The organism is Cellulomonas sp. JZ18 (assembly GCF_009720485.1).
GTDB lineage: Bacteria > Actinomycetota > Actinomycetes > Actinomycetales > Cellulomonadaceae > Cellulomonas.
Map to the genome: position 1 here is coordinate 4,001,272 of NZ_CP045245.1, position 25,427 is coordinate 4,026,698.

The following is a 25,427-nucleotide window of genomic DNA, read 5'->3' on the forward strand; positions in this document are numbered from 1 at the left end:
CGACGGTGAGATCGCCGGTCCTTCTCACCGTTTCCCACAACGACAGCCGATTCGCAGACTCGGCGAACCGCGGCACTCGCGCTACATCTGCATGTCGACGAAGCGCGAGTAGTGCCCTTGGAACGCGACGGTGATCGTGTCCGTCGGGCCGTTACGGTGCTTCGCGACGATCAGGTCGGCCTCACCCGCGCGCGGTGATTCCTTCTCATATGCGTCTTCACGATGCAGAAGAATTACCATGTCCGCATCCTGTTCAATAGAACCACTTTCGCGCAGGTCGCTCATCGCCGGCCGCTTGTCGGTGCGCTGCTCGGGACCACGGTTCAGCTGCGAGATCGCGATCACGGGGACCTCGAGCTCCTTGGCGAGGAGCTTGAGCGCGCGCGAGAACTCGGAGACCTCCTGCTGGCGGGACTCGACGCGCTTGCCGGACGTCATCAGCTGGAGGTAGTCGATGACGACGAGCTTGAGGTCGTGCCGCTGCTTCAGGCGCCGGCACTTGGCCCGGATCTCCATCAGCGACATGTTCGGCGAGTCGTCGATGAACAGCGGCGCCTCGGAGATGCGGCCCATCGTCGCCGCGATCTTCGCCCAGTCCTCCTCGCCCATCGCACCCGTGCGCAGCTTCTGCAGGTGCACGCGCGCCTCGGCGGACAGCAGACGCATCGTGATCTCGTTGCGGCTCATCTCGAGCGAGAACACGACGGACGCCATGTTGTGCTTGATGGCCGCGGACCGGACGATGTCGATGCCGACCGTCGACTTGCCGATGGCGGGTCGGGCGGCGATGACGATCATCTGCCCGGGGTGCAGGCCGTTCGTCAGCCGGTCCAGGTCGGCGAACCCGGTCGGCACGCCGATCATGCCCTCGCCGCGGTGGCCCGCCGCCTCGATCTCGTCGACGGTGCCGCCGATGATCTCGGACAGCGGCAGGTAGTCCTCCGACGCGCGCCGCTCGGTGACGGCGTAGACCTCCGCCTGGGCGTTGTTGACGAGCTCGTCGACGTCGCCGCCGTCGGTCGCGTAGCCGAGCTGGACGATGCGGGTGCCGGCCTCGACGAGCTTGCGGAGGATGGAGCGCTCGCGCACGATCCGCGCGTAGAAGCCGGCGTTCGCGGCGGTCGGCACGGACGCGATGAGGGTGTGCAGGTAGGCGGCGCCGCCGATGCGGCCGATCTCGCCGCGCTTGGTCAGCTCGTCGGAGACCGTGATCGCGTCGGCCGGCTCGCCGCGGCCGTACAGGTCGATGATCGCGTCGTAGATCGCCTCGTGCGCCGGCCGGTAGAAGTCGGTCCCCCGCACCTGCTCGATGACGTCGGCGATGGCGTCCTTGCTGATCATCATGCCGCCGAGCACCGAGCGCTCGGCCTCGAGGTCCTGCGGCGGCGTCCGGTCGAACCCGCCGCCCCCGCCGCGGTTGCCCGTGTCCGGCGGTGCGCCGTACTCGAGGTCCTCGATGGTCACCCGTCACCCACTCCTCGCTCGTCCCACCCGGTCGAACGGACGTTCTACACGGAGCTGCCGACAGTTCCCCGGTTCCCGTGCGGCGACGCCGCGTGGGCGCACCGGTGCCACCTGTCCTCGCGAGGGTAGGTGCCCACGACCCGACCCCCAAACGGCGCTGTGCACAGAGCGGTGGACAGCCTGTGGACGCACGCCCGGACCCTGTGTGCACAGGATGGGGACAGTGCTGTGGACAACGTGGAGGAGGAGTCCGGACACCGCCTTCCACCGGCGCATACGCTGTGCACGTGCTGTGGATCGACATCCGTTCGCCCCGTATCCACCTGGCGGACGAGTGAACCGGCACGCGGACGGCGCGTCGCCCCCGGGCGCGTCGCCCGACGCCCGTCCGCCGGGCGTCGACCGGCAGATCGTCGCCCTCGCCGTGCCCGCCCTGGGCGCGCTCGTCGCGGAGCCGCTGTTCGTCCTCGTCGACTCCGCGATCGTCGGTCACCTCGGCACCGACGCCCTCGCCGGTCTCGCGATCGCCTCCACGGTGCTGGTCACGCTCGTCGGCCTGTGCGTGTTCCTCGCGTACGCGACGACGGCCGCGGTCGCCCGCCGCCTCGGTGCCGGCGACACCCGGGGCGCCCTGCAGACCGGGGTGGACGGGATCTGGCTGGGGCTCGGCCTGGGCGTGGTCCTCGCCGTCGCCGCGTGGCTCTCGGCGCCGTGGCTGCTGGCGGCGCTGGGCGCGGACGGCGCCGTCCTCGAGCAGGGCGTGTCGTACCTGCGCTGGTCGACCCCGGGCCTGCCCGGCATGCTCCTCGTCCTCGCGGCGACCGGCGCCCTGCGCGGCCTGCAGGACACCCGGACCCCGCTCGTCGTCGCAGCGTCCGGCGCCGTCGCCAACGCCGCCCTCAACGCCGTCCTCGTGTACGGCGCCGGCATGGGGATCGCCGGCTCGGGCCTGGGCACCGCCGTCGCACAGCTCGGCATGGCCGTCGCCCTCGTCGTGGTCGTCGTCCGCGGTGCCCGGGCCGCCGGCGCCGACCTGCGCCCGGCCGCCGGCGGCATCCTCGCGAACGCGCGCGCCGGCGTCCCGCTGCTCGTGCGCACCGCCACGCTGCGTCTCGCCATCCTGCTCACGGTGTGGGTCGCGACCGGGCTGGGCGCCGCCGCGCTGGCGGGTCACCAGGTCGTCAACGCGGTCTGGGGACTGACGGCCTTCGCCCTCGACGCCCTCGCGATCGCCGCTCAGGCGCTGGTCGGGCACGCCCTCGGTGGCGCCGACGTCGCGCGCACGCGCGCCCTGCTGCGCAGGACGCTGCAGTGGGGCGTCGCCGCCGGTGCCGTCATGGGTGTGCTCGTCGGGGGCCTCGCGCCGCTGTACGTCCCGCTCTTCACGTCCGACCCCGAGGTGCGCAGGGCGGCGGTCGTCGGCCTCGTCGTGGCCGCGCTCGCGTTGCCGATGGCCGGCTGGGTGTTCGTCCTCGACGGCGTGCTCATCGGCGCCGGTGACGGGCCGTTCCTCGCGTGGGCGGGCGTCGCCACGCTCGTCGTCTACACGCCCGCGGCCCTCGCCGTGCACGCGTGGGCGCCGCCCGGCCCCGCCGGTCTCGCCTGGCTCTGGGCGGCGTTCGCGGTCCTGTTCATGGCCGCGCGCGCGGTGACGACGGGCCTGCGCGCACGTGGGACCGCCTGGATGGTGACCGGCGCGCGCTGACCGCACGGCGCTCGAGGTGCTCCCGCGGCGCCCGCGACGACCCGCTCGCCCGTCAGTCCACGTGCGGGACCGTCGGCGTCGCGGCCCCGTCGCCGCAGGTGCGCCCGCTCACGAGCATGACCCGGGCCAGCGCGACGCCGTGGGCCACCGGACGGCGAGCCGGCGTCAGTCGCCGCCTCCACCCCCGCCGCCGTCCCCGCCGTCGCCACCCCATCCGCCCCAGCCGCCGCCGTGCGACCCGCCGTCCTGCGATGCGCCGTCGTGGCCGTGACGTCCGCCGGAGTCCCCCGACGAGGACCCGCCCGCGCCGCCGTCCGACGGCCTCGCGCGAGCGCCGGGTCGAGGAGCCGCGGGACGCGACACGCTCCGCCCGGTCCACCACGCGCCCGCCGAGGCGGCGCTCAGTGCGAGGAAGACGATCCCGACGGCCATGAACGCCGACGAGTCACGTTGGCCCATGCCCAGCACCAGGAACACGATCCCGATGGGGAGGAAGGCCGCGCCCGCCCCCGCTGCGGCCCCTGCGGGCCGCTCCTCACGGGCACCCGTGCCGCTCCCCTGCTCGCCGGCGTCGTCGGTCACGTCGGGCCTCCTCAGCTCCTCGTCGGTCCTCGTCGCGAGGCTACTGACCGGCGCGCCCGGCGCGGGAGCCGACCGCGACGGTCAGCGCGGCACGCTCTCGGTGGGGCGGGACACGTCGACCTGGTCGAGGGGTACCTCCTCCGTGGGGCGGGCACGTTCCAGCAGCGCGTCGCCGCACGGCACGCCCGAGGGCTGGCCGAGCTCGCCCGTCCCGTCGATCGTCACCTGCCAGCACGTCGCCAGCGTGACGCGGCCGGTCGTGACACCGGACTGCACCACCGAGGACTCCTGGGTATACATGCGCAGGTGCAGGTCACCGTCGACCACCTCCCCGGAGAGAGCGACGCTCCCGAGGATGATCGAGAGGAAGTCGACGGTGCGCACGGCCTCGTCGTCCGCGTTCAGCACGGTGGTGCCCGCGCAGTCCGCCAGCTCCTGCGCCAGCGCCGTCGTGTCCGCGCCCGCTGCCGGGAGCCGACCGCCCTTGTTCCCCAGGCACTCGAGCGTCCGCGCGAGCTGGCTCCCCAGCCCGGCCTCGGCGCCCTCGCGGGCGCGCGTCAGGACGGTGTCGTCGGCGTTGCAGCCCGCGAGCGCCGGGACGAGGGCCACGACGAGCGCGAGGCCCCAGCGGCGGGCGTCACGGGCGGCCGGCAAGAGCGTCCTCCAGCGCCCGGGCGTCGAGCCCCGCCGATCCCGAGCACGTCGAGCTCGTCGCTGCGTCGGGGGTGGCGGTGTGCGCAGGCCCGACGGCGGGCACGCGCGACGCGGCGGCCGACGACGGCGCCGGCTGAGTCAGGACCGGTGCGGCAGCGACGTGCCCTCGTGACCGACGCACCAGCCCTCCTCGGCTCGGTCGTCGGCCGCTCCGACGTGCGTCACAACCTTCCTGACGCGTCGTCCGCCGCGCAGGCCGTCGACATGTGATCTCGCCCACATCGCCGCGCTCGGGCGGGTGCGGAGCGCCGGGCACGCCACAGCTGCCTGCAGACCTCTGCCTCCCGCGTCCACCCGTCCGGATCCCCGCCGACGCGCACGGGCGGCGGGTCCCCGGACGCGACGAGGCCCCGCCCCGGACGGACCGGGACGGGGCCTCGTACGACCTCGAGGGAGGTGTCAGGCGGCGACGACCTTGACGGTCACCGTGGCCGAGACCTCGGGGTGCAGGCGGACCTGCACCTTGTACTCGCCGAGCGACTTGATCGCCTGCGAGACCTCGATCTTGCGCTTGTCGACGGCCGGGGCACCGGCGGCCTTGATCGCGTCGGCGATCTCGGCCGTGGTGACGGCGCCGAAGAGGCGGCCGGACTCGCCGGACTTCGCCGTCACCGTGACCGCGTTCGCCTGGAGCGAGTCGCGGACGGCACGGGCGTCGTCGAGCGACGCGATCTCACGGGCCTTGCGGGCCTTGCGGATCGCGGTGACGTCCTTCTCGGCACCCTTGGTCCACGGCGTGGCCAGGTTGCGCGGGACGAGGTAGTTGCGGGCGTACCCGTCCTTCACCTCGACGACGTCGCCAGGGGCACCGAGACCGGTGACCTCGTGGGTCAGGATGATCTTCGCCATGAGTCTCCCCTTCCTCAGCGCGCCGACGACGAGTACGGCAGCAGGGCCATCTCGCGGGCGTTCTTGACGGCACGGGCGATCGCGCGCTGCTCCTGCACGGACACGCCGGTCACGCGACGGGCGCGGATCTTGCCGCGGTCGGAGATGAACTTGCGCAGCAGAGCCGTGTCCTTGTAGTCGACCGTCTCGATCTTGGCGGCCTTGAGGGGTTCTGCTTCTTCTTGGGCTTGCGGACGACGGGCTTGGCCATCGTGGTGCTCCTTGTCTGTGGAGCCCCGAGCGTTGCCGTGCTCGGGGATGTGAGTCTTCAGGTGGTGCGAGCGCCGATCAGAACGGGGGCTCGTCGGAGTAGCCGCCGCCGGACGACCCGCCCGCGGGCGTGGCCCACGGGTCGTCGACCTGGCCGGCGGAGGACGACTGGCCGCCCCCGTAGCCGCCGCCACCGCCGCCGAAGCCGCCACCGCCGCCACCGCCGAAGCCGCCGCCACCACCGGACCGCTGGGTCCGGGTGACCTTGGCCGTGGCGTAGCGCAGCGACGGGCCGACCTCGTCGACCTGCAGCTCGTACACGGTGCGCTTCTCGCCCTCGCGGGTCTCGTAGGAGCGCTGCACGAGCCGACCGGTCACGATGACGCGGGTGCCCTTGGTGAGGGACTCGGCGACGGACTCGGCCGCCTCCCGCCAGATCGAGCAGCGGAGGAACAGCGTCTCGCCGTCCTTCCACTCGTTGCTCTGGCGGTCGAACGTGCGCGGGGTGGACGCGACGGTGAAGTTCGCGACCGCGGCCCCGGACGGGGTGAAGCGCAGCTCCGGGTCCCCGGTCAGGTTCCCGATCACCGTGATGGTGGTCTCACCGGCCATGGCGGCCTCCTCGCTCGTTCCGACGGATCGACTGCGGCTGTGCCGCACGGGTGGGGTGCTGCCCGGACGCTAGGCCCGGGCACCCACACGCGGGCTCAGGCCTCGCGGCGCAGGACCTTCGTGCGCAGGACGACCTCGTTGAGGCCGAGCTGGCGGTCGAGCTCCTTGGCGGTCGCCGGCGACGCGGTGAAGTCGACGACGGCGTAGATGCCCTCGGACTTCTTCTTGATGTCGTACGCGAGGCGACGACGGCCCCACACGTCCACCTTGTCGACCGTGCCACCCTCGGTCTTGACGACCGTCAGGTACTTGTCGAGCGACGGGGCGACGGTGCGCTCCTCGATCTCGGGGTCGAGGATGATCATGATCTCGTACTGACGCAGGCTCATACCCACCTCCTCTGGTCTTCGCGGTCACGGTCGGTCCGTGACAGGAGGGTCTCGTGCGTCGTGGCGCGCTCCCGCCCCGAGGTCGGGGAGAGGGCACGCCGCTGCCGTCCGTGACGGACGGCAGCGGCCCAGACTACCGGTCCGGGGCGCCGCACCGAAATCGCGCGCCGCCCCGGCCCGGCTCTCGCCCGGCTACCCGTTGCCCGGCGCGGGCGGCTGCTGGCCGTTCCCCGGCGGCTGCTGACCGTTCGCGGGCGGCTGCTGGCCGCCGTTGCCGGGCGGCGGCGACTGGGTCGGCTGCGGCTGCTGGGGCGACTGCGTCGGCTGCGGCGCCGGGCCGTTCGACACGACGAGGGTCACGGCCGACCCCACGGGCACCGTGCTGCCCTCACCGGGGTCGACGCGGATGACCCGTCCCTTGGCGACGCCGCTCGTCGAGTACTCGTAGGTGACGTTGACGACCAGGTTCGCCGCCTGCAGCGCGCCCGCGGCGTCGGCCTCGGTGCGGCCGGCCAGCCCGCCGGGGACCTGCACCTCGGTCGGCGCCTCCTGCGTCGGCTCGGGCGCGACGGTCTCGGTCGGCGTCGGGGTCGCGGTCGCGGTCGGCTTGCCGCCGACGTTCGCGCGCGGCGGGAAGTCCATCTCCTCGGCGTACTCCGGCTGCGCGAACACGCGCTCCATGTACGTGGCCCAGAGCGCGGACGGGTAGGACCCGCCGGTGACCTCCCGGACCCCGCCCCACGGCGTGATGGTGACCGGTGTCTTGTCGTCCTCGCCCAGCTGCGACAGCGCCACCGCGGTGGCGAGCTGCGGGACGTAGCCGACGAACCACGCGGACTTGTTCTCGTTCGACGTGCCCGTCTTGCCGGCGATCGGACGACCGAGCGGCTTGACGTTGCGCTCGGCGGACCCGCGCTCGACGACCTGCGTCATGGCGTACGTCGCGTCGGCCATGACGTCCGGCGCGAAGGCCTGGTTCCCGGCGGTGTCCGGCGTCCACGCGACCGAGCCGTCGGTGTTGTGCACCGTCTGGACGATGTGCGGCGTGCGCTGCACGCCCTGCGCGGCGAACGTCGCGTACGCGCCGGCCATGTCGAGGGGGTGCACGGAGTCCGTGCCCAGCACGTTCGCGACCTCGATCCTCGGCTCGGTCGTCACCCCGGCCTTCTTGGCGACGTCGACCGTCGCCTGCGGGCCGACCTCGATGTTGAGCTGCGCGTACACCGTGTTCACGGAGTCCGCGGTCGCCTCCGCCAGGTCGATGTTGCCGAAGTCCTGGTTGCCGAAGTTGCGGACGTCCTTGGTCCCGTTCTCCCACTCGGGGAAGCGCTGCGGGGACCGGCCGTCGTAGCGGGTCGACAGGCTGATGCCCTTCTCCAGCGCCGCGACCAGCGTGAACGGCTTGAACGTCGACCCCGCCTGGATGATGTCGTAGCTGGCGGTGTTCCGGGCGTCGGCGAGGTAGTCCGGCCCGCCGTACAGGGCGACGATGCCGCCCGTCGCCGGGTCCACGGACACGACCGACACCCGCAGGCGCGGGTCGGGCGTGCTGCCGTCGGAGAGCGCACCGGCGCGCAGCTCCTCGGCCGAGACCCTCGCGGCCTCCTGCACCTCGGGGTCGATCGTCGTGATGATGTCGAGCCCGCGCGTGCGCAGCTCGTCCTCGCGCCACAGCTTCGTCGCGAGCAGCTCGTCCTCGACCATCTTGAGCAGGTGGCCGTTGGGGCCGCGGTACGTCTCGCTGCGCGCGTACGGCTTCCACTCGGGGAACGTCTGCGCGGCGCGGTCGGCGGCGCTGAGCCAGCCCGAGTCCACCATGGAGTCGAGCACGATGCCCCAGCGCTGCTGCGCCTTCTCCGGGCTGTTCGCCGGGTCCCAGTTGTTCGGCGACGGGATGACCGCCGCCAGGAGGGCCGCCTCCGAGACGCTCAGGTCGACGGCGTTCTTGTGGAAGTACGCCTGCGCGGCCGCCTGGATGCCGTACGCGTCACGACCGAAGTAGATCGTGTTCAGGTAGCGGCCCATGATCTTCTCCTTGGACTCGCTCTGGGTGATCTTGACGGCGAGGATCGCCTCCTTCGCCTTCCCCAGGTAGTCCTTGGTGGTGTTCTGGTAGTACCGCTCCACGTACTGCTGGGTCAGCGTCGACCCGCCCTGCGTCGGCTTGCCCTGCACGTTGTTGATGAAGGCGCGCGCCATGCCGGTGATCGAGATGCCGCGGTTGGAGAAGAACGTCTTGTCCTCACCGGCGGCGACGGCCTTGCCGATGTGGTCCGGCAGCGTCTCGTAGTCGACGATCTCGCGCTTCTGCTCGGCGAACTGGCCCATCACCGGGCCCGGCTGGCCCGGCGCCGCGCCGGCGAAGTACACGGTCGTCGTCTCGAACTCGACCTCCGCCAGCGCGTCCGGCGGCTGCACGAGCGCGAAGGCGGCGACCCCCGCGCCGAGGACGAGGAAGACGCCGCCGATGAACGTGCCGAGCACCACGCGCCACGAGGGCAGCCAGCGGTGCAGGCCGGTGTACCCCGAGCGGGGGTAGTCCCAGAAGCGTCGCTTCCCGGCCTCCCCGGTCGGGCGACGCGTCGCGCGCCGGGCGCGCGGCGGCGCCGTACGGCGGTTCGAGGCTGCCAACTCCAGGCCTTCCGTCCGACGACTGGTCCGGCACGTCGCCCCGTCCGGTGGGTCGGGGCCGGCGCGCCGCGCTCAGTATGGAGGAACGACCTGCGCTGTTCGCCCGTGGGCGCCCGGGATGTTCCGGTTCTGCGCGCGCCTTCACATGATCGCCACCCGACAACGACGGTCCCCGCCCCGGACGGGCGACCCCGGGCAGGCCGTCCGGGTTGTCGCGTCCGCTCGTGCCGACCTATTCTCCGGATGTATCGCGGTGATACATCGAGACCGGGCGACCGTCCGGCGCGGGGAGAGGAGGCCAGGTGCGCGGACGTTCCGACGTGCTGGAGCCGGCCATCCTCGGCCTGCTCGCCGAGTCGCCGATGCACGGGTACGAGCTGCGCAAGCGGCTCAACCTGGTGCTCGGGTCCTTCCGGGCCCTCTCGTACGGCTCCCTGTACCCCGCGCTCAAGTCGCTCGCCGCGCGGGGCTGGATCGTCGGCACCGAGGCGCCGGCGGAGCGGGCCGTCGCGACCAAGCGCGCGCGCATCGTCTACCAGCTCACGGGCGAGGGCAAGGAGCACCTCCAGGAGGTCCTGCGCTCCGCCGGTCCGTCGGCGTGGGAGGACGAGAACTTCGACGTGCGGTTCGCGTTCTTCGGCCAGACCGACGCCGAGACGCGCCTGCGCATCCTCGAGGGCCGCCGCACGCGGCTGACCGAGCGGCTCGAGACGATCCGCCAGTCGTTCAACCGCACCCGCGAGCGCATGGACGAGTACACCCTCGAGCTGCAGCGCCACGGCCTCGAGCAGGTCGAGCGCGAGGTCCGCTGGCTCGACGGGCTCATCGACAACGAGCGCGGCGTCCGCCGCGCCCGCACCGAGAGCGAGGGCCGGCCGGCCCTCGCCACTGACGACGCCGAGGGATCCACCGAGGCGCACACCGAGAAGGAGCGAGGATGACCTCCATCCGCGTCGCCATCGTCGGCGTCGGCAACTGCGCCGCATCGCTGGTCCAGGGCGTGCACTACTACCGCGACGCCGACCCGCAGGCGAAGGTCCCGGGCCTCATGCACGTGCAGTTCGGCGACTACCACGTGCGCGACATCGAGTTCGTCGCCGCGTTCGACGTCGACGCGAAGAAGGTCGGCTTCGACCTCTCCGAGGCGATCTTCAACTCGGAGAACAACACCATCAAGATCTCCGACGTCCCGCCGCTGGACGTGCCGGTGCAGCGCGGTCACACGCTCGACGGCATCGGCAAGTACTACGCGCAGACGATCGAGGAGTCGGACGCGGAGCCGGTCGACGTCGTGCAGGTGCTGCGCGACACGCAGGCCGACGTCCTCGTCTGCTACCTGCCCGTCGGCTCCGAGGACGCGGCGAAGTTCTACGCCCAGGCCGCCATCGACGCGGGCGTCGCGTTCGTCAACGCGCTGCCGGTGTTCATCGCGTCCGACCCGGAGTGGGCCGCGAAGTTCGAGGCCGCCGGTGTGCCGATCGTCGGCGACGACATCAAGTCGCAGGTCGGCGCGACCATCACGCACCGCGTGCTCGCCCGCCTCTTCGAGGACCGCGGCGTCATCCTCGACCGCACGTACCAGCTGAACGTCGGCGGCAACATGGACTTCAAGAACATGCTCGAGCGCGAGCGCCTGGAGTCCAAGAAGGTGTCGAAGACGCAGGCCGTCACGTCGAACCTCGACGACGGCCCGCTGGCCGGCAAGAAGGACGACCGCAACGTCCACATCGGCCCGTCGGACTACGTCGCGTGGCTCGACGACCGCAAGTGGGCGTACGTGCGCCTCGAGGGCCGCGCGTTCGGCGACGTCCCGCTGAACCTCGAGTACAAGCTCGAGGTCTGGGACTCCCCGAACTCGGCGGGCGTCATCATCGACGCGCTCCGCGCGGCGAAGATCGCGAAGGACCGCGGCATCGGCGGCCCGATCCTGTCGGCGTCGACGTACTTCATGAAGTCCCCGCCGGTGCAGATGGAGGACCAGAAGGGCCGCGCCCAGCTGGAGGCCTTCATCCGCGGTGAGGTGGAGCGCTGACCCGGAGCGCAGCGGAGGGACAGCGCGACCACGGGCGTGGAGCGCTGACCCGGAGCGCAGCGGAGGGTGGGGGCCGAGCGCAGCGAGGCACCCGCCCGTAGCGGAGCGCAGGACCACGCCACGAGGGCCCGACGAGCACGTCTCGTCGGGCCCTCGGCCGTCGGGGCGCCGGTCGCGGTGCGGGTCGTGCAGCGTTGCGGACACGGAGTGACCAGAACGCTTCACGCCCCGGTGGCGCGGCCGGCCCCGCCGGCCCCCCGTCCACAGGGCCTGGTCCTCGCCCCCCAGGGGACGGCGCCGTTCGCGCACCATGACGGGCATGACCGGCGAGGCGGTGCTGCGGACGGACGTCAGGACGTGGCCGGACGTGCAGGCCCTCCCCGAGCCCGTGCGCTCGCTCGTGGTCCAGCAGGAGGGGACGGCCACGACGGCGCAGCTCGTCGCCGGCGGCGTCCCGGCACGCACGGTGGCGCGCCGGGTGCGGTGCGGGCGGTGGCAGCGCCTGCACCGCGGGGTCGTCGTGCTGCAGTCGGGACCGGTGCGCTGGCGCCAGCGGGCGCACGGCGCGCTGCTGGCGGCCGGGCCCGGGTCGGCGCTGTCGCACGCGTCGGCCGCGTACCTGCACGGGTTCCGGGCGACGCCGGGCCGCTCGGTGGTCGTGAGCGTGCCGGCGGAGCGGGTGGTGCGGCCCCACGCCGGGCTCGTCGTCCGACGCCGCAGGCGGGTGCCGCCCGCGTGGGGCGGTTGCGGTCCGTGGGCCCCGAGGACACGGTGCTCGACCTCGTGCACGAGGCCGCCGACGAGGACGCGGCGGTGGCCGTGACGTGCGAGGCGGTGCGGGCGGGGGTCCGGCCGGCGGTGGTCCTGGCCGCGGCCGCCGAGCGCGCGGTCCTCCGGCACCGCGCGCTGGTGCGCGCGCTGCTCGGCGACCCGACGCTCGGGGTCGAGTCGCCCCTCGAGCACCGGTACGTGCGTGACGTCGAGCGCCGGCACGGGCTGCCCCGGTCCGCCGGCCAGGTCCGCACGCGCGTCGAGGACCGGTGGATCCGGTCCGACCGGGTGTACCCCGGCGTCCGCGTCGAGCTCGACGGCGCGCTCGCGCACCCGTTCGCGGCGACGGACTCCGACGTGTGGCGCGACAACGCCGTGCGCGTGCAGGAGGGCGACGTGACGCTGCGCTACCGCTGGCACCACGTGGTGACGACGCCGTGCGCGGTGGCGCGGCAGGTGGCGTCCGCCCTGGCGGTGCGCGGGACCGCGGTGGACCTGCGCGCCTGCCCACGCTGCCGGGACGACGCCCGTCCGCCCTCGTGAAGCCTTCCGGACGCCTGGTGTCCGCAACGCTTCACGAGAGCTCCCCGGTGGTCCGGGGCCCGCGCCGGGCTCAGCCGTCGGTGCGGGGTGCGAGCCAGCTCGCGACGCCGAGCGCTCCCGCCTCCTGCACGGTCGTGCCGACGCCGCGGACGGAACCGGTCGCGAGGTCGACGGTCCACAGCTGGCGGCTGGCACCGGGCTCCTCGTAGCAGTGCAGGTGACCGGTCCACACCAGGGCACCCGCGCCACCCGGCTCCACGCCGCACACGTCGTCCGGCAGCCCCGCGACGCCCGGCAGCTCCGTGGGTCGGCCGTCCTCCCACAGGTACGCCCCGCCCCAGCAGACGTCGAAGCAGTCCGCGAACGCGCGGGTCAGCGGCAGGTGCGTCACGAGCGCGACCCCGTCGCGCAGCCAGCTGCCGGGGCCGGGGGCGACGTCGCCGCCACGCAGCGCGTGCAGGACCTCGGGCGTGCCGCCGCCGGCGTCGAGGCGGACGACCTGCCCGCCGTGCTCCTCGAGGTACTCGTTCTGCGGGACGTAGGGGGTGTCGTCGCGGCAGGTCGCCAGCAGGGTGCCGGCGTCGAGCCAGGTCGCCACAAAGCAGGTCTGCCCCGCCGGCACGCTGAGCGTCGTCGTCGTCCCGGTCGCCAGGTCCACCACGACGGGCGTCGGGCTGAAGCCGCCGGCGGAGGCGATGCGGCGTCCGTCCGGGGCCGGCGTGACCTCGGTGAGGTCCGCGGCACCGGCGAGCTCGCGCGGCGGACCGTCCACCGGGACGACCCGGAGCCGGAGGGCGCCCTCGGCGGAGCCGGACCACAGCTCCTCGCCCGTCGGCAGGACCGAGACGAGGTCGTCCGTGCCGCGCACCCGCTCGTCCACGACGAGGTCCCCCGTACGCAGGTCGTACTCCCCGACGACGGGCGGTGCGTCGGCACCCACCCCCTCGGGCCAGGTCCGTACCCGGGCGGTCGGACCACCCGACCAGGACAGCAGCTCCACGGCCCGCTCGCTCTCGCGCACGAGGTAGAGCTCCCCGGTGGGCGCGGACAGCGCGAGCACGTGCCGCTCGACCTCCGGCTCGTACACCAGCGGCGCGTACGACAGGAGGAACCAGCCCGGGCCGGCCGCGTCCAGGGCGCCGTCAGGCAGGGACAGCATCGGGGGCATGCCCGCCACCGCGACGGGCGTGCTCGTCGGCGTCGGGGTGGCGGTGGGCGTCGGGGTCGGGGTCGGGGTGGGGGTGGGTGACGGCGTCCCCGTCCCGGTCGTCGTCGGGCTCGGGGTCACGGCGGGCTCGGCCGGGGGGCGGTGCAGACCCAGCCAGCCGGCCACCGCGACGGCGACGACGGCGACCGCGGCGACGGACGCGTACCGCGTCTCGTGCAGGGCACGACGCCGGCGCACGTCGCGGTGGAGCGCCGCGAGCTCGTCGGCGTCGAGGCGCAGGCCGGCCTCACGCGCCTCCAGGTCCCGCAGCGCGCCCGTGAGGCGGGCGGTCAGGTCATCGGTCACGGCGGGGCTCCTCCCGGCTCACGAGGTGCACGGGTGCGACGTCGGTGGACGGGACGGCGGTGGTGCCGAGGCGGGCGTTGAGCGTGGCGATGCCGTCCGCGACGTACCGCTTGACGGCGCCCTCGCTGAGGCCCAGCAGCTGTGCGGTCTCGCGCACGGACAGGTCGTCGAGGTGACGCAGCAGGACGCAGGCGCGCTCACGCGGGCTCAGCTCCGCGAGCGCGGCGACGACGTCGGCGCCCAGGACGTCCGGGTCGGGGTCGACGACGGCCTGCTGCGTCATGGTCGCGAGCCGTGCGACGACGTGCTGCTCGCGGCCCCGTCGGCGCGCGCCGTCGACGAACCGCGACACGATCGCGCGGCACACGTACTGCTCGGCCTGCTGCACCGAGGCGAACGCGGCCCGCGCCGAGAACGTCGCCACCAGCGCGTCGTGCACCAGGTCGAGCGCCTCCGCGCGCGACCCGGACACGAGCGTCGCCCGCGCCACCAGCGCGCCGTACCGCTCCTGCACCAACGCGTCGAGCGCCGGTTGCCACCGTCCGCTCACGTCGTCCACCACCCCGGCACCGGTCCTCCTCCGTCGCGCTCGGGAGTACAACGCGTGCGCGCCCGCGGCGGTTGGGGGCGGTGCCCGTACGGCGGTCGGCGCTGCTCCGGTCGGGTGTCACCCGCGTGCCCGCCGGGCAGGACGCGCCGGCCCCGTGGCAGCATGCCCGGGTGCGTCTCCTTCGTCCCGTCCTCGCCGGCGTCCTCGTCCTCCCCGCCCTCGCGGCCTGCACGTTCTCCGCGGACGTCGACCTCGGGCCCGGCGTCGAGCCGGAGAAGCTCGCGACGCAGGTGAGCGCCGCCCTCGAGGAGTCCGTCGGCGTCGCCCCCGACGACGTGGAGTGCGACGACCAGCTGGACGCCCGGGTGGACGCCACGACGCGCTGCGTCCTGACCGCCGGTGAGGAGCGGTACGGGCTCACCGTCACCGCGACCTCGGTCGAGGGCGACACCGTCGACTTCGACGTCCAGGTCGACGAGGAGCCGATGGCGGACGGGTCCTGACGGACCGGGTCGCCGCGGGAGGGGTGGGATGAACGTCTCGATCTCGGTCAGCGCGCAGGAGGTCACGGGCCTCGCGGACGCGCTGGACGGCGTGGGGGCCGAGTACGGCTGCCCGGCGCTCCCCACCACCGGTACCGGTGCCGAGTCCACCGGGCACGTCGAGCTCGCGCAGGCGCTGCCCCAGTTCTGCCAGTTCACGTCCGAGGTGCTGAACGCCCTGGTGGCGAACCTGATGCAGCACGCGGAGCAGCTGCGCGAGGCGTCGCGGCTGTACTGCTCGGCCGACGACGGCGCGTCCTCGGCCGTCGACGCGCTGCGGCTGCCCGCGTTCGACGCGCACCTGGACCAGGCGCGGTGACGGCGCCCGCGAGCGCCGAGCTCGGCGAGTCCGACGACCCTGTCGCCCTCGTCCCCGGCCAGGCGGGCGACGTGCGCGAGGTCGCGGCCACCCTGCGCTCCTGGTCGACGCGGCTGTCCGACACGGGCGACCACCTGAGGACGCTGCGGGCGCCGTCGTGGACGGGCGAGGGCGCGGACGCGTTCTGGGCGTCGTTCGGGCCCGTACCGGCGGTCTGGTTCACCGCGTCAGACCTGCTCGCGGACGCGGCCACAGCCCTCGAGGCGCACGCCGACGCGATCACGCGGGCGCAGGACAAGGCGCAGGACGCGATCGACCGGTGGAACCGCGGCGAGGAGCGCAGCGCCGCCGCCCGCGCGGCGTACCAGCAGGCGGCGCAGCGGTTCGCGCAGCAGGGCGGGGTGCACCCGGTGTTCGTCGACACGGGCGAGGCCGACCGCCGTGAGGCGCGCGAGATCCTCGAGGACGCGCGCAGCGCGCTCGACGAGTCCGGGCACACCGCGATCATGGCCCTCGTCGAGGTGGGTGGCGGCACGCTCACGCAGGGCGGCTCGCAGGGCCCGGGGGCCGAGGGCAGCTGGTCGTGGGGGTCGGCGAAGAGCGACCAGTGGAAGCAGCAGTGGGGCGGCTCGTGGGCGGGCGACCCCGGCGGCCCCGCGGAGCTCGGCCTGTCGGCGGTGCTCGCGTCGGTGCACGGCGCCGCGTGGGTGTGGCGGACGCAGGGCAGCTTCACCAGACCCCTCGGCGGGGGCGCGCAGGTGTACGGCAACGGCAGCGTGTCGGTGCTGTCCGCCGAGGCCACCGGGTCCGCGTCGTGGTCGAACGGCAAGGGCTTCCACGCGCAGGCGAACGCCGAGGCGAACCTCGCGAAGGCGGAGGGCCAGGTCGGCTACCGCAACGACTGGGCCGACGCGCACGTGAGCGGGACGGCGCAGGCGGGTGCGTACGCGAAGGGCGAGGCGCAGTTCACGACCGACGGCGTCGAGCTGAGCGGTGAGGCGCTGGCCGGGGCCAAGGTGGCGGTCGAGGGCGAGGCCAGCCTCGGCGGCATCGGCATCACCGCGGGCGCCGAGGGCTGGGCCGGCGCCGGCGCCGGCGGCTCCGTGCAGTTCGGCATGGAGGACGGCAAGTGGCGCATGGGCGTCAGCGGCGGCGTCGCGTGGGGCTCGGCGGTGAGCTGTCGGTCGGGATCGTGATCGACCCCGCCGAGGTCGTCGAGACGGGGCAGAAGATGGCCGACGAGATCGCGAGCTGGTGGTGACGGCGATGGTGACGCTGCGGTGGCCGAACGACCTGTGGCGGCCCCTGGACCCCGGCGCGGTCGGCGTGGAGGGGGTCGAGCTGCTGGTCGGGCGCGCGGGCCTGGGCGGCGGGTACACGCCGCTGATGAGCGTGCGCCGCACGCTGCTGCCCGCGGGCGCGCCGCTCGGGCGGGTGGCCGACGAGGCCGCGCTGCGGCTCGCGCGGCAGACGGGGACCGCCGAGCGCCTGCGCCTGACGACCACGGGCACGGACGGGCCGGCGCCGGGGCTCACGCAGCTGCTGGCCGGGCAGGCGGAGGTCGACGGCGTGCGGTACGACCTGCGTCAGCTCGACGGGCTGCTCGGGGCCGTCCAGGACGACGGGACGACCGCGGTCGTGGTCCTGACGGCGACGTGCACGGCCGACCAGCTGCCGGTCGTGGGCGAGGAGTTCCGCGCCGTGCTGAGCGGCATGTCGACGGACTGAGCGGGCGCTGCGGCGGCGGGCGGCGGCGACGCCCGGGGTCAGCCGATCCGGCCCGTCAGCGCCATCACGGCGACGAACACGCCGCCGATCACGAGCCCGCCGCCCGCCACCGCGGCGGCGACCAGGCCGGCGATCGCGGACGCCGGCTGCTTCTCCTGCCACCCCAGCTCGCGCGCGGGCCCCCTGATGGCGTCGTGCAGGGTGGAGCTGCGCTGCTCCTCGCGGCCGACCAGCACCATCCTGCCGTCGGGTCCCCGTTCGTAGACCTCGACCCAGCGTCGGTACTTCTCCCGCCCGGTCCTCCCGCTCGCGCTGACGGACCCGGTGAAGCGGTTCACCTCCGCACTGAGGCTCATGTCCACGATGCGCAGGGTCATCGTGGTGGGGTCGCACCGGACCATGGACCAGCTGCGCACCCAGCCCCGCGTGCTCCCGATGCCGTCCTCGAACGGGTGGCGGAACCCGACGGCGAACCCGTCGTCGGTCTCCTCGACCATGACGTCGTCCGGCACTCGCCGCTCGACGGCCTCGCGCAGCTCGGCGACGAGGTCGACCTCGTCCCGCTCGTCCCTGTCCACGTCGTCCCCTCGTCCACGGCTGCCGGGCAGCGTAACCGGTGGGCCGGGGTCAGGTGCCGGGGTCCGTCGCCGCGTCGGCGCCGGGGCATAGCCTGTCCCGCGTGCAGGTGATCTCCGACCTCCGGGCGCTCTGGCCGCTGCGCGGCTTCCGGCGCCTGTTCGCCGTCCGTCTGGTGAGCCAGACGTCCGACGGCATGTTCCAGGTCGGGCTCGCGACGCTGTTCTTCTTCTCCCCCGAGAACGCGAGCACCGCCACGGGCGTCGCCGCGGCGTTCGCGGTGCTGCTGCTGCCGTTCACGATCGTCGGCCCCTGGGCGGGCGTGCTGCTGGACCGGTGGCGGCGGCGTCAGGTGCTGCTGTGGGGCAACCTCGTGCGGGTCGCGCTGACGCTGACGATCGCCGTGGTGATGCTCACCAGCGGGGTGACGCCGGCGGTGTACGTGCTGGCGCTCGTCACGCTGTCGGTCAACCGGTTCCTGCTCGCCGCGCTGTCGGCGTCGCTGCCGAAGGTCGTCGACGGGCCCCTGCTGCTCACGGCCAACTCCCTGACCCCGACGCTCGGCGCCGCGGCCGCCGGTGCCGGCGGCGCCCTCGGGTTCGTCCTCGGGTTCGTCCTGCCGGCGGGGCGGCTGCGCGACGCGATCTCGCTGCTCGTGGCCGCCGCGGTCATGGCGGTCGCGTCGGGGCTCGCGACGCGCCTGCGACCCGACGAGCTCGGCCCGGACCAGCGCGCCGACCGCTCGGACGTCCGGGCGGCCCTCGTGGAGCTCGCGCGCGGGCTCGTCGCCGGCGCGCGCTGGCTCGTGGCCCGCCGCACGCCCGCGCAGGCCCTCGGCATCATGGCGCTGCACCGGTTCTGCTACGGCGCGGTGTTCATCGCCAGCATCCTCATCTCGCGCAACCTGCTGTCCGACCCGGCCGACGTCGACGCGGGCCTGCGCACGTTCGGCACCGTGCTCGCCGTCAGCGGCGTGGGCTTCGCCCTCGCGGTCGTGCTGACCCCCGTGCTCAGCCCCCGCACGGGGCCGCACCGCTGGATCGTGCTGTGCCTGGGGCTCGCGGTGGTCACCCAGCTGCTGCTGGCCGTGACCGTCGCGCGGTGGGCCGTGCTCGCCGGGGCGCTCGCGCTGGGCCTCGCGGCGCAGGGCGCCAAGATCGCCGTCGACACGATCGTCCAGCGCGACACCGTCGACGCGTACCGCGGGCGGGCCTTCTCGCTGTACGACGTCCTCTACAACGCGGCGTTCGTCGGGGCGGCCGCACTGGCCGCCGTCACGCTGCCCGACAGCGGCTGGTCGCGGCCGGTGTTCGTCGCGCTGGCCGCGGTGTACGCGGCGGGTGCGGTCCTCTACGCCGTGGCGCCGCACGTGCCCGAGGAGGTCGACGCCCCCGCGGCACGGGCGGCACGGGCGTGAGCGGGGGCGACGGGCAGCCGCTGCCGCACGTCCTCGACGACGTGCTCACGGGCGACCTGGCGCGTCGCGTGCTCGAGGACGAGACCCTCGCGATCGTGCTGACCGACCCGTCGCTGCCCGACGAGCCGGTGGTGTGGACCAACGAGGCGTTCACGCGGCTCACGGGCTGGGCGCCGCACGAGGCGCGCGGGCGCAACTGCCGCTTCCTGCAGACGCCGCGCACCGACCCCGCGGCCGTCGCCCGCCTGCGGGCCGCGCTCGCCGCCGGCCAGGACCACGTGGAGCTGCTGCTCAACGCGCGCAAGGACGGCTCGGAGTTCTGGAACCAGCTCGTCGTCACGCACCTGCGCGACGCCGAGGGGCGCGTCACGCACCGGGTCGGCGTGCAGGTCGACGTCACGGCGCGCGCGGTCGGCGACGCCGCGCGGGACACCGAGCTGGTCCGGGCCCGGCAGACCGGTGAGCGGCTGGCGCTGCTCGCGGCCGTGACGGACGAGCTCACGCGGCACCTGGAGTACGGGCACGCGGTCGACGCCCTCGCCGAGGTCGTGGTCCCGCGGATGGCGACCTGGGGCTTCGTCGCGGTGACGAACGAGCGCGGCCGGTTCGAGCGCGTGCACGTCGTCACGACGGACCCGGCGCGCGCACGGGAGGCGGCGGAGCTCGCGCACGAGGGGCCCGAGTGGCTGGTGCAGTCGTCGCGCGTGCAGCAGGCGCTCACGTCCGCCCCGGACCACGTCGCCGACGCGTTCCCCGTGGACGTCGACTCCCTCCCGGGGCGCACGACGCCCCGCCAGCTCGCGCTGCTGAGCGCCCTGGGGCTCGGTTCCGCGCTCGTGGTGCCGCTGCGCGCCCGGTCGCGCGTGATCGGGGTGCTGTGCCTGGTGCACGAGCGTCCGGACGGCTTCGACCAGGACGCCGTCGTCACGGCGGCGCACCTCAGCAGCCGCGCCGGGATCGTGCTGGAGAACGTGCGCCTCTACCTGGCCGAGCGCGACGCCGCGCTGACCCTGCAGCACAGCCTCCTGCCGGTGCTCGGCGACGTGGCGGGGCTCGACGTCGCGGCGTCGTACCTGCCGTCGGGGCGACGGGCCGAGGTCGGCGGGGACTGGTTCGAGGCGTTCGCCCTGCCCGACGGCGCCGTCGGCCTGGCGGTCGGCGACGTGGTGGGGCACGACCTGCGGGCGGCGGCGTCCATGGGTCAGCTGCGCTCGCTCCTGCGCGCCGCCGTGTGGAGCGGCGACGAGCCGGGGCCCGCGCTCGCGCGCCTCGACGACCTCGTGCGCGGCCTCGAGCTCGCCGACCTCGCGACGTGCGTCCAGGTGCGCTGGGAGCGCACGGACGCCGGTGCGCACCTCACCTGGGCCAGCGCGGGGCACCCGCCGGCGGTGCTGCGGCTGCCGGACGGCGAGGTCGTCGAGCTCACCGGCGGCAGCACCACCCCCGTCGGGCTGGCGGGGCCCGGCCGCGGCACGCAGGCCTCGGCGACGTTCCCGCCGGGGTCGACGCTCGTGCTCTACAGCGACGGCCTCGTCGAGCGGCGCGACCGCACGCTGCGGGAGGGCGTCGCCGCCCTGCGGGACGCGCTCGCCGCGACCCCCTCGGGGGCGAGCGCGGAGCAGGTGCGCGACGCCCTCGTGGGCGCGCTCGTCGGCCGCCACCAGGAGGACGACGTGTGCCTGCTCGTCGTCCGCGACGGCTGACGCCGGCACCGGCCGCCGTCGACCCCGGCCGTCAGGCCCCGCGGGACGCCCACCAGCGCAGCAGCTCCTCGCGCGCCGCGTCCTCACCGAGGGGGCCCCGCTCCATGCGCAGCTCCAGCAGGTAGCGGTACGCCTCCCCCACCTCGCGGCCGGGTGCGATGCCGAGCGCGGCCATGATCTGCGTCCCGTCGAGGTCGGGCCGGATGGCCGCGATCTCCTCCTGCTCGCGCAGGCGCGCGATCCGCGTCTCCAGGTCGTCGTACGCCGCGGACAGGCGGGCGGCCTTGCGCTGGTTGCGCGTCGTGGAGTCGGAGCGGGTGAGCCGGTGCAGCCGCTCGAGCAGCGGACCCGCGTCCGTCACGTAGCGGCGCACCGCGGAGTCCGTCCACTCCCCGTCGCCGTACCCGTGGAAGCGCAGGTGCAGCTCGGTGAGCCGCGCGACGTCCTGCACCGTCTGCTTGTCGAACCGCAGCGCCTTGAGCCGCTTGGCGACCATCTTCGCGCCGACGACCTCGTGGTGGTGGAAGCTCACGCCGCCACCGGGCTCGAACCGGCGCGTGCGCGGCTTGCCGATGTCGTGCAGCAGCGCCGCGAGGCGCAGCACGAGGTCCGGGCCGGGGACGGCGCCGTCGGGACCGGTCTCCAGCGCGATCGCCTTCTCCAGGACCATGAGCGAGTGCTCGTACACGTCCTTGTGGCGGTGGTGCTCGTCGATCTCCAGGCGCAGGGCGGGCAGCTCGGGCAGCACGTGGTCGGCGAGGCCGGTGTCGACGAGGACCTCGAGCCCGGCGCGCGCGTGCGGTGCCAGCAGCAGCTTCACGAGCTCGTCGCGCACGCGCTCGGCGGAGACGATCGCGATGCGGTCCGCCATCTCGACGATCGCGGTGCGCGCCTCGTCGTCGAGCCGGAAGCCGAGCTGCGCGACGAAGCGCGCGCCGCGCATCATCCGCAGCGGGTCGTCGTCGAAGGACTGCCGCGGGTCCACGGGCGTGCGCAGCACCTTCCGGGCCAGGTCCCCCAGGCCGCCGAAGGGGTCGACGAACGCGAGGTCCGGCACGCGCACCGCCATCGCGTTGACCGTGAAGTCGCGGCGCGAGAGGTCGCCCTCGAGCGTGTCGCCGAACGCCACCACCGGCTTGCGCGACGACGCCTCGTACTCGTCGGTCCGGTAGGTCGTCACCTCGACGACGACGTCCTGCGAGCCCCGGCCGCGCCGCCCGGCGAACCGGCGCGCGCCGACCGTGCCGAACGCGCGGCCGACGTCCCAGTGCGCGTCCCCCCACGCGGCGAGCAGGGGCTCGGCGTCGTCGGGCGTCGCCGAGGTCGCGAAGTCGAGGTCGTTGCTCACCCGCCCCAGGAAGGCGTCGCGGACGGGACCGCCGACCAGCGCGAGCTCGTGCCCGGCGGCGCGGAACGCCTCGCCCAGCGGCACGGCGTCCGGCGCCATCCGCGTGAGCACCTCGATCGCGCGGCGCTGGAGCTGCGGCAGGGACGGCGGCTGCGGGGAGGAGGGCGGTCGGTCGTCGGTCTCGCGCGGCACCGGACAAGCCTGCCAGAGGTCGGCGCGCACCCCGGCGACGCGCGTGGGGCACCGCCCGCGCCCCCGGCGACGCGCTGACCCCGGCGTGGCGCCCGGTCGACCTCGTCGTGACCGGGCGATGACGCGGACATGACGTCCGTCCCCGGACGAGGGGGGACAGCGGGGGATGACTCGTTACAGTGTCGGCATGTCCGCCGCCGCCCACCCGCCCGTCCCCGGGCGTGTGCCGGCGCCGCCCGGCGGCCACCGGCTGCGGATCGACCCGGCCCGGCTGGCGCCGCGGCCGCACGCCGTGCCCGTCCCCGTGGTCGACGAGACGTCCGCGGGCGGGCTGGTCGTCATCCGGCGGCACGGCGAGTACGAGGCCGCGGTGATCGCGCGCCGCAACCGCGCCGGACGCCTCGAGTGGTGCCTGCCCAAGGGCCACCTCGAGGGTGACGAGACGCCCGAGCAGGCCGCCGTCCGGGAGATCGCCGAGGAGACCGGCATCACCGGCCGGGTCCTGCGCCGCCTCGGCGTCATCGACTACTGGTTCTCCGGCGACGACCGCCGGGTGCACAAGGTCGTGCACCACTTCCTGCTCGGTGCCGTGCACGGGGACCTCACGGTCGAGAACGACCCCGACGGCGAGGCCGAGCAGGTCGAGTGGGTGCGGGTCGTCGACCTCTCCGCGCGCCTCGCGTACCCGAACGAGCGCCGCCTCGCCGGCACCGCGCTCGTGGTCCTCTCCGCGGACGCATGAGCGCATCCCGTCCCGGTCGGAGCGCGGCGCTGGCGGCGCTGCTGGTCGGGCTCCTCGCCCTCCTGCTCGCCGCCCCCGGCGCGCACGCCGCGACCGGCTCCCCCTCGTCCCGTCCCACCGCGTCGGACGGGTCGGGTGCTGCGGGCACGCCGTCGCGCACCCCGGCGGACGACGAGGAGGAGGAGGACGAGGACGCGCTCCCCGTGCGCGTGCAGGTGCTCGAGGTGGCGCCGGCCGTCCTCGCCCCGGGCCAGGACCTGACCGTCCGGGCCCGGCTGACCAACGACGGGAGCGACGAGGTCGAGGCGCCGCGCGCGTACCTGCGCATCGAGCGGATCCGCCCCGGCACGCGCGCGGACCTGGCCGCGTGGCTCGACGAGCCCGTGGCCCCCGGTACGGGCGGCCGGGTCGGCAGCCGCGTCGCCGTGGCCGCCGCGCCGGGGCCGCTCGCGCCCGGCGCCTCGGTCGAGGTCACGCTCACCGTCGCCGCCGGCGACGTGGGCCTGCTCGACCGCCCCGACGTCTGGGGGCCGCGCGGGCTCGCCGTCGAGGCCGTCGACGGCTCCCGGCGCGCGGGGCTGCAGCGCACGTTCCTGCTCTGGGCGACCGAGGGGCCATCCCGCAGGCCCGGGTGTCCGTGCTGGCCCCGTGGTCGGTCCGCCGACGGTGCCCACGGACCTGGCGGACGACGTCGCCGGCCCCGCACCCGACCTCGCGTCCCTCGTCGCCGGCGGGCGCCTCGCCGACGTCCTGGAGGTCGTGCGCGCCCACCCCGACGTGTCGCTGGCGGTCGACCCCGCGCTCGTCGCGACGGCCCTGTCCGCCGACGACACGACGGCCGGCTGGGCGCAGGACCTGCTGGCCGCGGCGACCGGGCGCGACGTCCTCGCCCTGCCCTGGGGCGACCCGGACCTCACCGCCCTCGCCCACGCCGGCACACCCGACCTGCTCGCCGCGGCCACCGAGCGCTCGCGCGCGGCCCTCGCCGGAGGCGCGCTGCAGGACGCCCCCTTCGCGGGCCGCACCGACGTCCTGTGGGCACCGGGTCCGGCGACGGACCAGGCGACCGCCGACCTCGCCGCGGCGACGGGTGCGCAGACCCTCGTGCTGCGGCCGGGCGACGTGCCGACGCCGGACGGCGAGCCGGCCGGTGCGCGGACGCAGCTCGCGTCCGGCCTCGTCGGGCTGGTGCCGGACGCGGTGCTCACGCAGCTGCTCGTCGACCCCACCGAGCTCGACCCGGACGCGACGTCCGCGACCACGGTGCAGCGCGCCCTCGCGGAGCTGTCCGTCGTCGCGCGCGACACCACCGGCGGGCCCCGTCACCTGCTCGTCGCCCCGCCGCGCGGCTGGACGCCGGACGCCGCGGTGGTCGACGCCGTGCTGGCGGCGGTCCAGCAGGCCCCGTGGGCGCGGACGGCGTCGCTGTCCTCGCTCCTGGGGGCCGCCACGGGCACCGCCGAGCGCGAGCCGCTCCCCGCGCTGGTGCCCGTCGAGGCCGCGCTGGGCGCCGAGGACGTGCGGCGGCTCGACGCGTCCCGCACCGCGACGCACGCGTTCGCGTCGGTGACCGAGGAGCCGGCCGCGATCGTGGAGGGCCTCGACGAGGCCGTCCTGGCCCCCTGTCCACGGCGTGGCGCGCCGAGCCCGACGCCCGCACCACCCTCGTCGACGCGGTGGTCGCGGCCGCGGACGCCCGGCGCGCGGGTCTCGAGCTCGCACCGACCAGCACGCAGAACATCATCAGCGCACGCGGCGAGGTGCGGTTCTCGGTGCGGAACGCGCTGCCGGCGGACGCGTCCGTGCGGGTGCTGACCACGCCGCGCAAGGCGTGCCTGCGCGCCGAGCCGAGCGCGACCGTCGTCGTGCCGGCCGGCGGCGAGGCCACCGTGCCCGTGGCCGTGCACGCGACCGCCAACTGCGAGGTGCAGGTCGAGGCCGTGCTGACCAGCGCCGACGGCACCGCCCTGTCCGCGCCGGTCACCTTCCTGGCCCGCGCGACGCCGACCATCGAGTCGGTCGGCACGGCGGTCGTCGGCGTGCTGCTGGCGATCGGCCTCGTGCTCGGCATCGTGCGGACCGTGCGACGCGGGCAGAGCGCGCGGCGCGGGGCGCGGCGCGTGCGCGAGGAGGAGGGCACCCGGCCGCTGCCGGTGCTCGGCGGCACGCCGGAGGGAGACAGGTGAGCGACGCGGGGTCGGGCGACAGGTCGGCGGGCGCGTCGCGCAGCGCCGTGCGCCGCGGAGCGGCCCTCAT

Annotated in this window: 24 protein-coding genes and 3 pseudogenes; 15 read left to right on the plus strand and 12 right to left on the minus strand. The window is 74.9% G+C overall.

Translation table 11 applies throughout. The features are described from left to right. Positions 1-81 precede the first annotated feature (81 nt). The gene (gene dnaB, locus GC089_RS18100; protein WP_155378806.1) at positions 82-1,464 is read right to left on the minus strand and encodes a replicative DNA helicase; all 1,383 of its coding nucleotides are present in this window, start codon (positions 1,462-1,464) and stop codon (positions 82-84) included. Between the two features lie 334 nt (positions 1,465-1,798). Between dnaB and GC089_RS18105 the strand changes: the two genes are divergently transcribed. After that, positions 1,799-3,169, plus strand: a complete 1,371-nt coding sequence (locus tag GC089_RS18105) for an MATE family efflux transporter (RefSeq protein ID WP_155378807.1) — start codon at positions 1,799-1,801, stop codon at positions 3,167-3,169. 165 nt (positions 3,170-3,334) lie between these two features. Here GC089_RS18105 and GC089_RS18580 read toward each other — a convergent pair whose 3' ends face one another. The 7 genes and pseudogenes from GC089_RS18580 to GC089_RS18140 all read right to left on the minus strand — a co-directional run bounded on the left by GC089_RS18580 (position 3,335) and on the right by GC089_RS18140 (position 9,195). Further along, entirely contained in the window at positions 3,335-3,751 is a 417-nt protein-coding gene (locus tag GC089_RS18580; RefSeq protein ID WP_196250761.1) for a hypothetical protein, read from the minus strand. Positions 3,752-3,832: 81 nt separating this feature from the next. Beyond that, the gene (locus tag GC089_RS18115; RefSeq protein WP_155378808.1) at positions 3,833-4,405 is read right to left on the minus strand and encodes a hypothetical protein; all 573 of its coding nucleotides are present in this window, start codon (positions 4,403-4,405) and stop codon (positions 3,833-3,835) included. A 459-nt stretch (positions 4,406-4,864) separates the two neighbouring features. Beyond that, the gene (gene rplI, locus GC089_RS18120) at positions 4,865-5,314 is read right to left on the minus strand and encodes a 50S ribosomal protein L9 (RefSeq protein WP_155378809.1); all 450 of its coding nucleotides are present in this window, start codon (positions 5,312-5,314) and stop codon (positions 4,865-4,867) included. Positions 5,315-5,328: 14 nt separating this feature from the next. Further along, positions 5,329-5,564 (minus strand): annotated as a pseudogene (gene rpsR, locus GC089_RS18125) (30S ribosomal protein S18). Between the two features lie 77 nt (positions 5,565-5,641). Continuing rightward, positions 5,642-6,175: a single-stranded DNA-binding protein gene (locus GC089_RS18130; protein ID WP_155378810.1), complete on the minus strand. Its 534-nt coding sequence runs from the start codon at positions 6,173-6,175 to the stop codon at positions 5,642-5,644. Positions 6,176-6,270: 95 nt separating this feature from the next. Then, positions 6,271-6,564, minus strand: coding sequence for a 30S ribosomal protein S6 (rpsF, locus tag GC089_RS18135; RefSeq protein ID WP_155378811.1), 294 nt, complete (start codon positions 6,562-6,564; stop codon positions 6,271-6,273). 192 nt (positions 6,565-6,756) lie between these two features. Continuing rightward, positions 6,757-9,195, minus strand: a complete 2,439-nt coding sequence (locus tag GC089_RS18140; RefSeq protein WP_155378812.1) for a transglycosylase domain-containing protein — start codon at positions 9,193-9,195, stop codon at positions 6,757-6,759. A gap of 302 nt (positions 9,196-9,497) precedes the next feature. On the opposite strand from GC089_RS18140, the gene GC089_RS18145 reads away from it, so the two are divergent. The 4 genes from GC089_RS18145 to GC089_RS18160 all read left to right on the plus strand — a co-directional run bounded on the left by GC089_RS18145 (position 9,498) and on the right by GC089_RS18160 (position 12,541). Next, positions 9,498-10,136, plus strand: a complete 639-nt coding sequence (locus GC089_RS18145; protein ID WP_155378813.1) for a PadR family transcriptional regulator — start codon at positions 9,498-9,500, stop codon at positions 10,134-10,136. Beyond that, positions 10,133-11,227 (plus strand): inositol-3-phosphate synthase, encoded by a 1,095-nt coding sequence (locus GC089_RS18150; RefSeq protein ID WP_155378814.1) that lies wholly within the window; start codon positions 10,133-10,135, stop codon positions 11,225-11,227. The genes GC089_RS18145 and GC089_RS18150 overlap by 4 nt, the downstream gene beginning before the upstream one ends. Before the next feature lie 319 nt (positions 11,228-11,546). Then, a complete protein-coding gene (locus tag GC089_RS18155; protein WP_196250762.1) occupies positions 11,547-12,050 on the plus strand; it encodes a type IV toxin-antitoxin system AbiEi family antitoxin domain-containing protein in 504 nt (167 codons plus the stop codon). Beyond that, positions 11,981-12,541: a hypothetical protein gene (locus tag GC089_RS18160; protein WP_155378816.1), complete on the plus strand. Its 561-nt coding sequence runs from the start codon at positions 11,981-11,983 to the stop codon at positions 12,539-12,541. The genes GC089_RS18155 and GC089_RS18160 overlap by 70 nt, the downstream gene beginning before the upstream one ends. Positions 12,542-12,611: 70 nt before the next feature. Here GC089_RS18160 and GC089_RS18585 read toward each other — a convergent pair whose 3' ends face one another. Continuing rightward, the gene (locus tag GC089_RS18585; protein ID WP_196250763.1) at positions 12,612-14,054 is read right to left on the minus strand and encodes a hypothetical protein; all 1,443 of its coding nucleotides are present in this window, start codon (positions 14,052-14,054) and stop codon (positions 12,612-12,614) included. Beyond that, positions 14,044-14,604, minus strand: coding sequence for an RNA polymerase sigma factor (locus tag GC089_RS18170; RefSeq protein ID WP_155378817.1), 561 nt, complete (start codon positions 14,602-14,604; stop codon positions 14,044-14,046). Before GC089_RS18170 ends, GC089_RS18585 begins: the two co-directional genes overlap by 11 nt. Positions 14,605-14,774: 170 nt before the next feature. On the opposite strand from GC089_RS18170, the gene GC089_RS19540 reads away from it, so the two are divergent. From GC089_RS19540 to GC089_RS18190, 4 genes are all read left to right on the plus strand, one after another. Next, complete coding sequence (locus GC089_RS19540) at positions 14,775-15,107, plus strand: DUF4333 domain-containing protein (RefSeq protein ID WP_155378818.1); 333 nt, start codon at positions 14,775-14,777, stop codon at positions 15,105-15,107. 28 nt (positions 15,108-15,135) lie between these two features. Further along, entirely contained in the window at positions 15,136-15,465 is a 330-nt protein-coding gene (locus GC089_RS18180) for a hypothetical protein (RefSeq protein ID WP_155378819.1), read from the plus strand. Then, positions 15,462-16,661, plus strand: a complete 1,200-nt coding sequence (locus GC089_RS18185; RefSeq protein WP_155378820.1) for a putative T7SS-secreted protein — start codon at positions 15,462-15,464, stop codon at positions 16,659-16,661. The genes GC089_RS18180 and GC089_RS18185 overlap by 4 nt, the downstream gene beginning before the upstream one ends. A 70-nt stretch (positions 16,662-16,731) precedes the next feature. Beyond that, positions 16,732-17,193, plus strand: coding sequence for a hypothetical protein (locus tag GC089_RS18190; RefSeq protein WP_155378821.1), 462 nt, complete (start codon positions 16,732-16,734; stop codon positions 17,191-17,193). 38 nt (positions 17,194-17,231) lie between these two features. Here GC089_RS18190 and GC089_RS18195 read toward each other — a convergent pair whose 3' ends face one another. Beyond that, positions 17,232-17,771 carry a hypothetical protein gene (locus tag GC089_RS18195; RefSeq protein ID WP_155378822.1) on the minus strand — a complete coding sequence of 180 codons (540 nt, stop codon included), beginning with the start codon at positions 17,769-17,771 and terminating at the stop codon, positions 17,232-17,234. Between the two features lie 101 nt (positions 17,772-17,872). Between GC089_RS18195 and GC089_RS18200 the strand changes: the two genes are divergently transcribed. Both GC089_RS18200 and GC089_RS18205 read left to right on the plus strand, forming a co-directional pair. Then, entirely contained in the window at positions 17,873-19,186 is a 1,314-nt protein-coding gene (locus GC089_RS18200; RefSeq protein ID WP_155378823.1) for an MFS transporter, read from the plus strand. Continuing rightward, on the plus strand, positions 19,183-20,889 hold the full coding sequence (locus GC089_RS18205) for a SpoIIE family protein phosphatase (protein ID WP_155378824.1): 1,707 nt from the start codon (positions 19,183-19,185) through the stop codon (positions 20,887-20,889). Before GC089_RS18200 ends, GC089_RS18205 begins: the two co-directional genes overlap by 4 nt. Positions 20,890-20,920: 31 nt before the next feature. Here the strand turns inward: GC089_RS18205 and GC089_RS18210 are convergent, their stop codons facing one another. Beyond that, entirely contained in the window at positions 20,921-22,336 is a 1,416-nt protein-coding gene (locus GC089_RS18210) for a CCA tRNA nucleotidyltransferase (RefSeq protein WP_230685291.1), read from the minus strand. Between the two features lie 280 nt (positions 22,337-22,616). Here GC089_RS18210 and GC089_RS18215 point away from each other — a divergent pair, with 280 nt between their 5' ends. From GC089_RS18215 to GC089_RS19700, 4 genes and pseudogenes are all read left to right on the plus strand, one after another. After that, entirely contained in the window at positions 22,617-23,171 is a 555-nt protein-coding gene (locus GC089_RS18215) for an NUDIX hydrolase (protein ID WP_155378826.1), read from the plus strand. Then, positions 23,168-23,770 (plus strand): annotated as a pseudogene (locus GC089_RS20310) (DUF6049 family protein); the annotation flags it as partial. The gene GC089_RS18215 and the pseudogene GC089_RS20310, both read left to right, overlap by 4 nt. Before the next feature lie 67 nt (positions 23,771-23,837). After that, positions 23,838-24,755 (plus strand): annotated as a pseudogene (locus GC089_RS19695) (DUF6049 family protein); the annotation flags it as partial. Positions 24,756-24,847: 92 nt separating this feature from the next. Next, positions 24,848-25,357 (plus strand): DUF6049 family protein, encoded by a 510-nt coding sequence (locus tag GC089_RS19700; RefSeq protein ID WP_255449024.1) that lies wholly within the window; start codon positions 24,848-24,850, stop codon positions 25,355-25,357. The last annotated feature ends 70 nt before the right edge of the window (positions 25,358-25,427 follow it).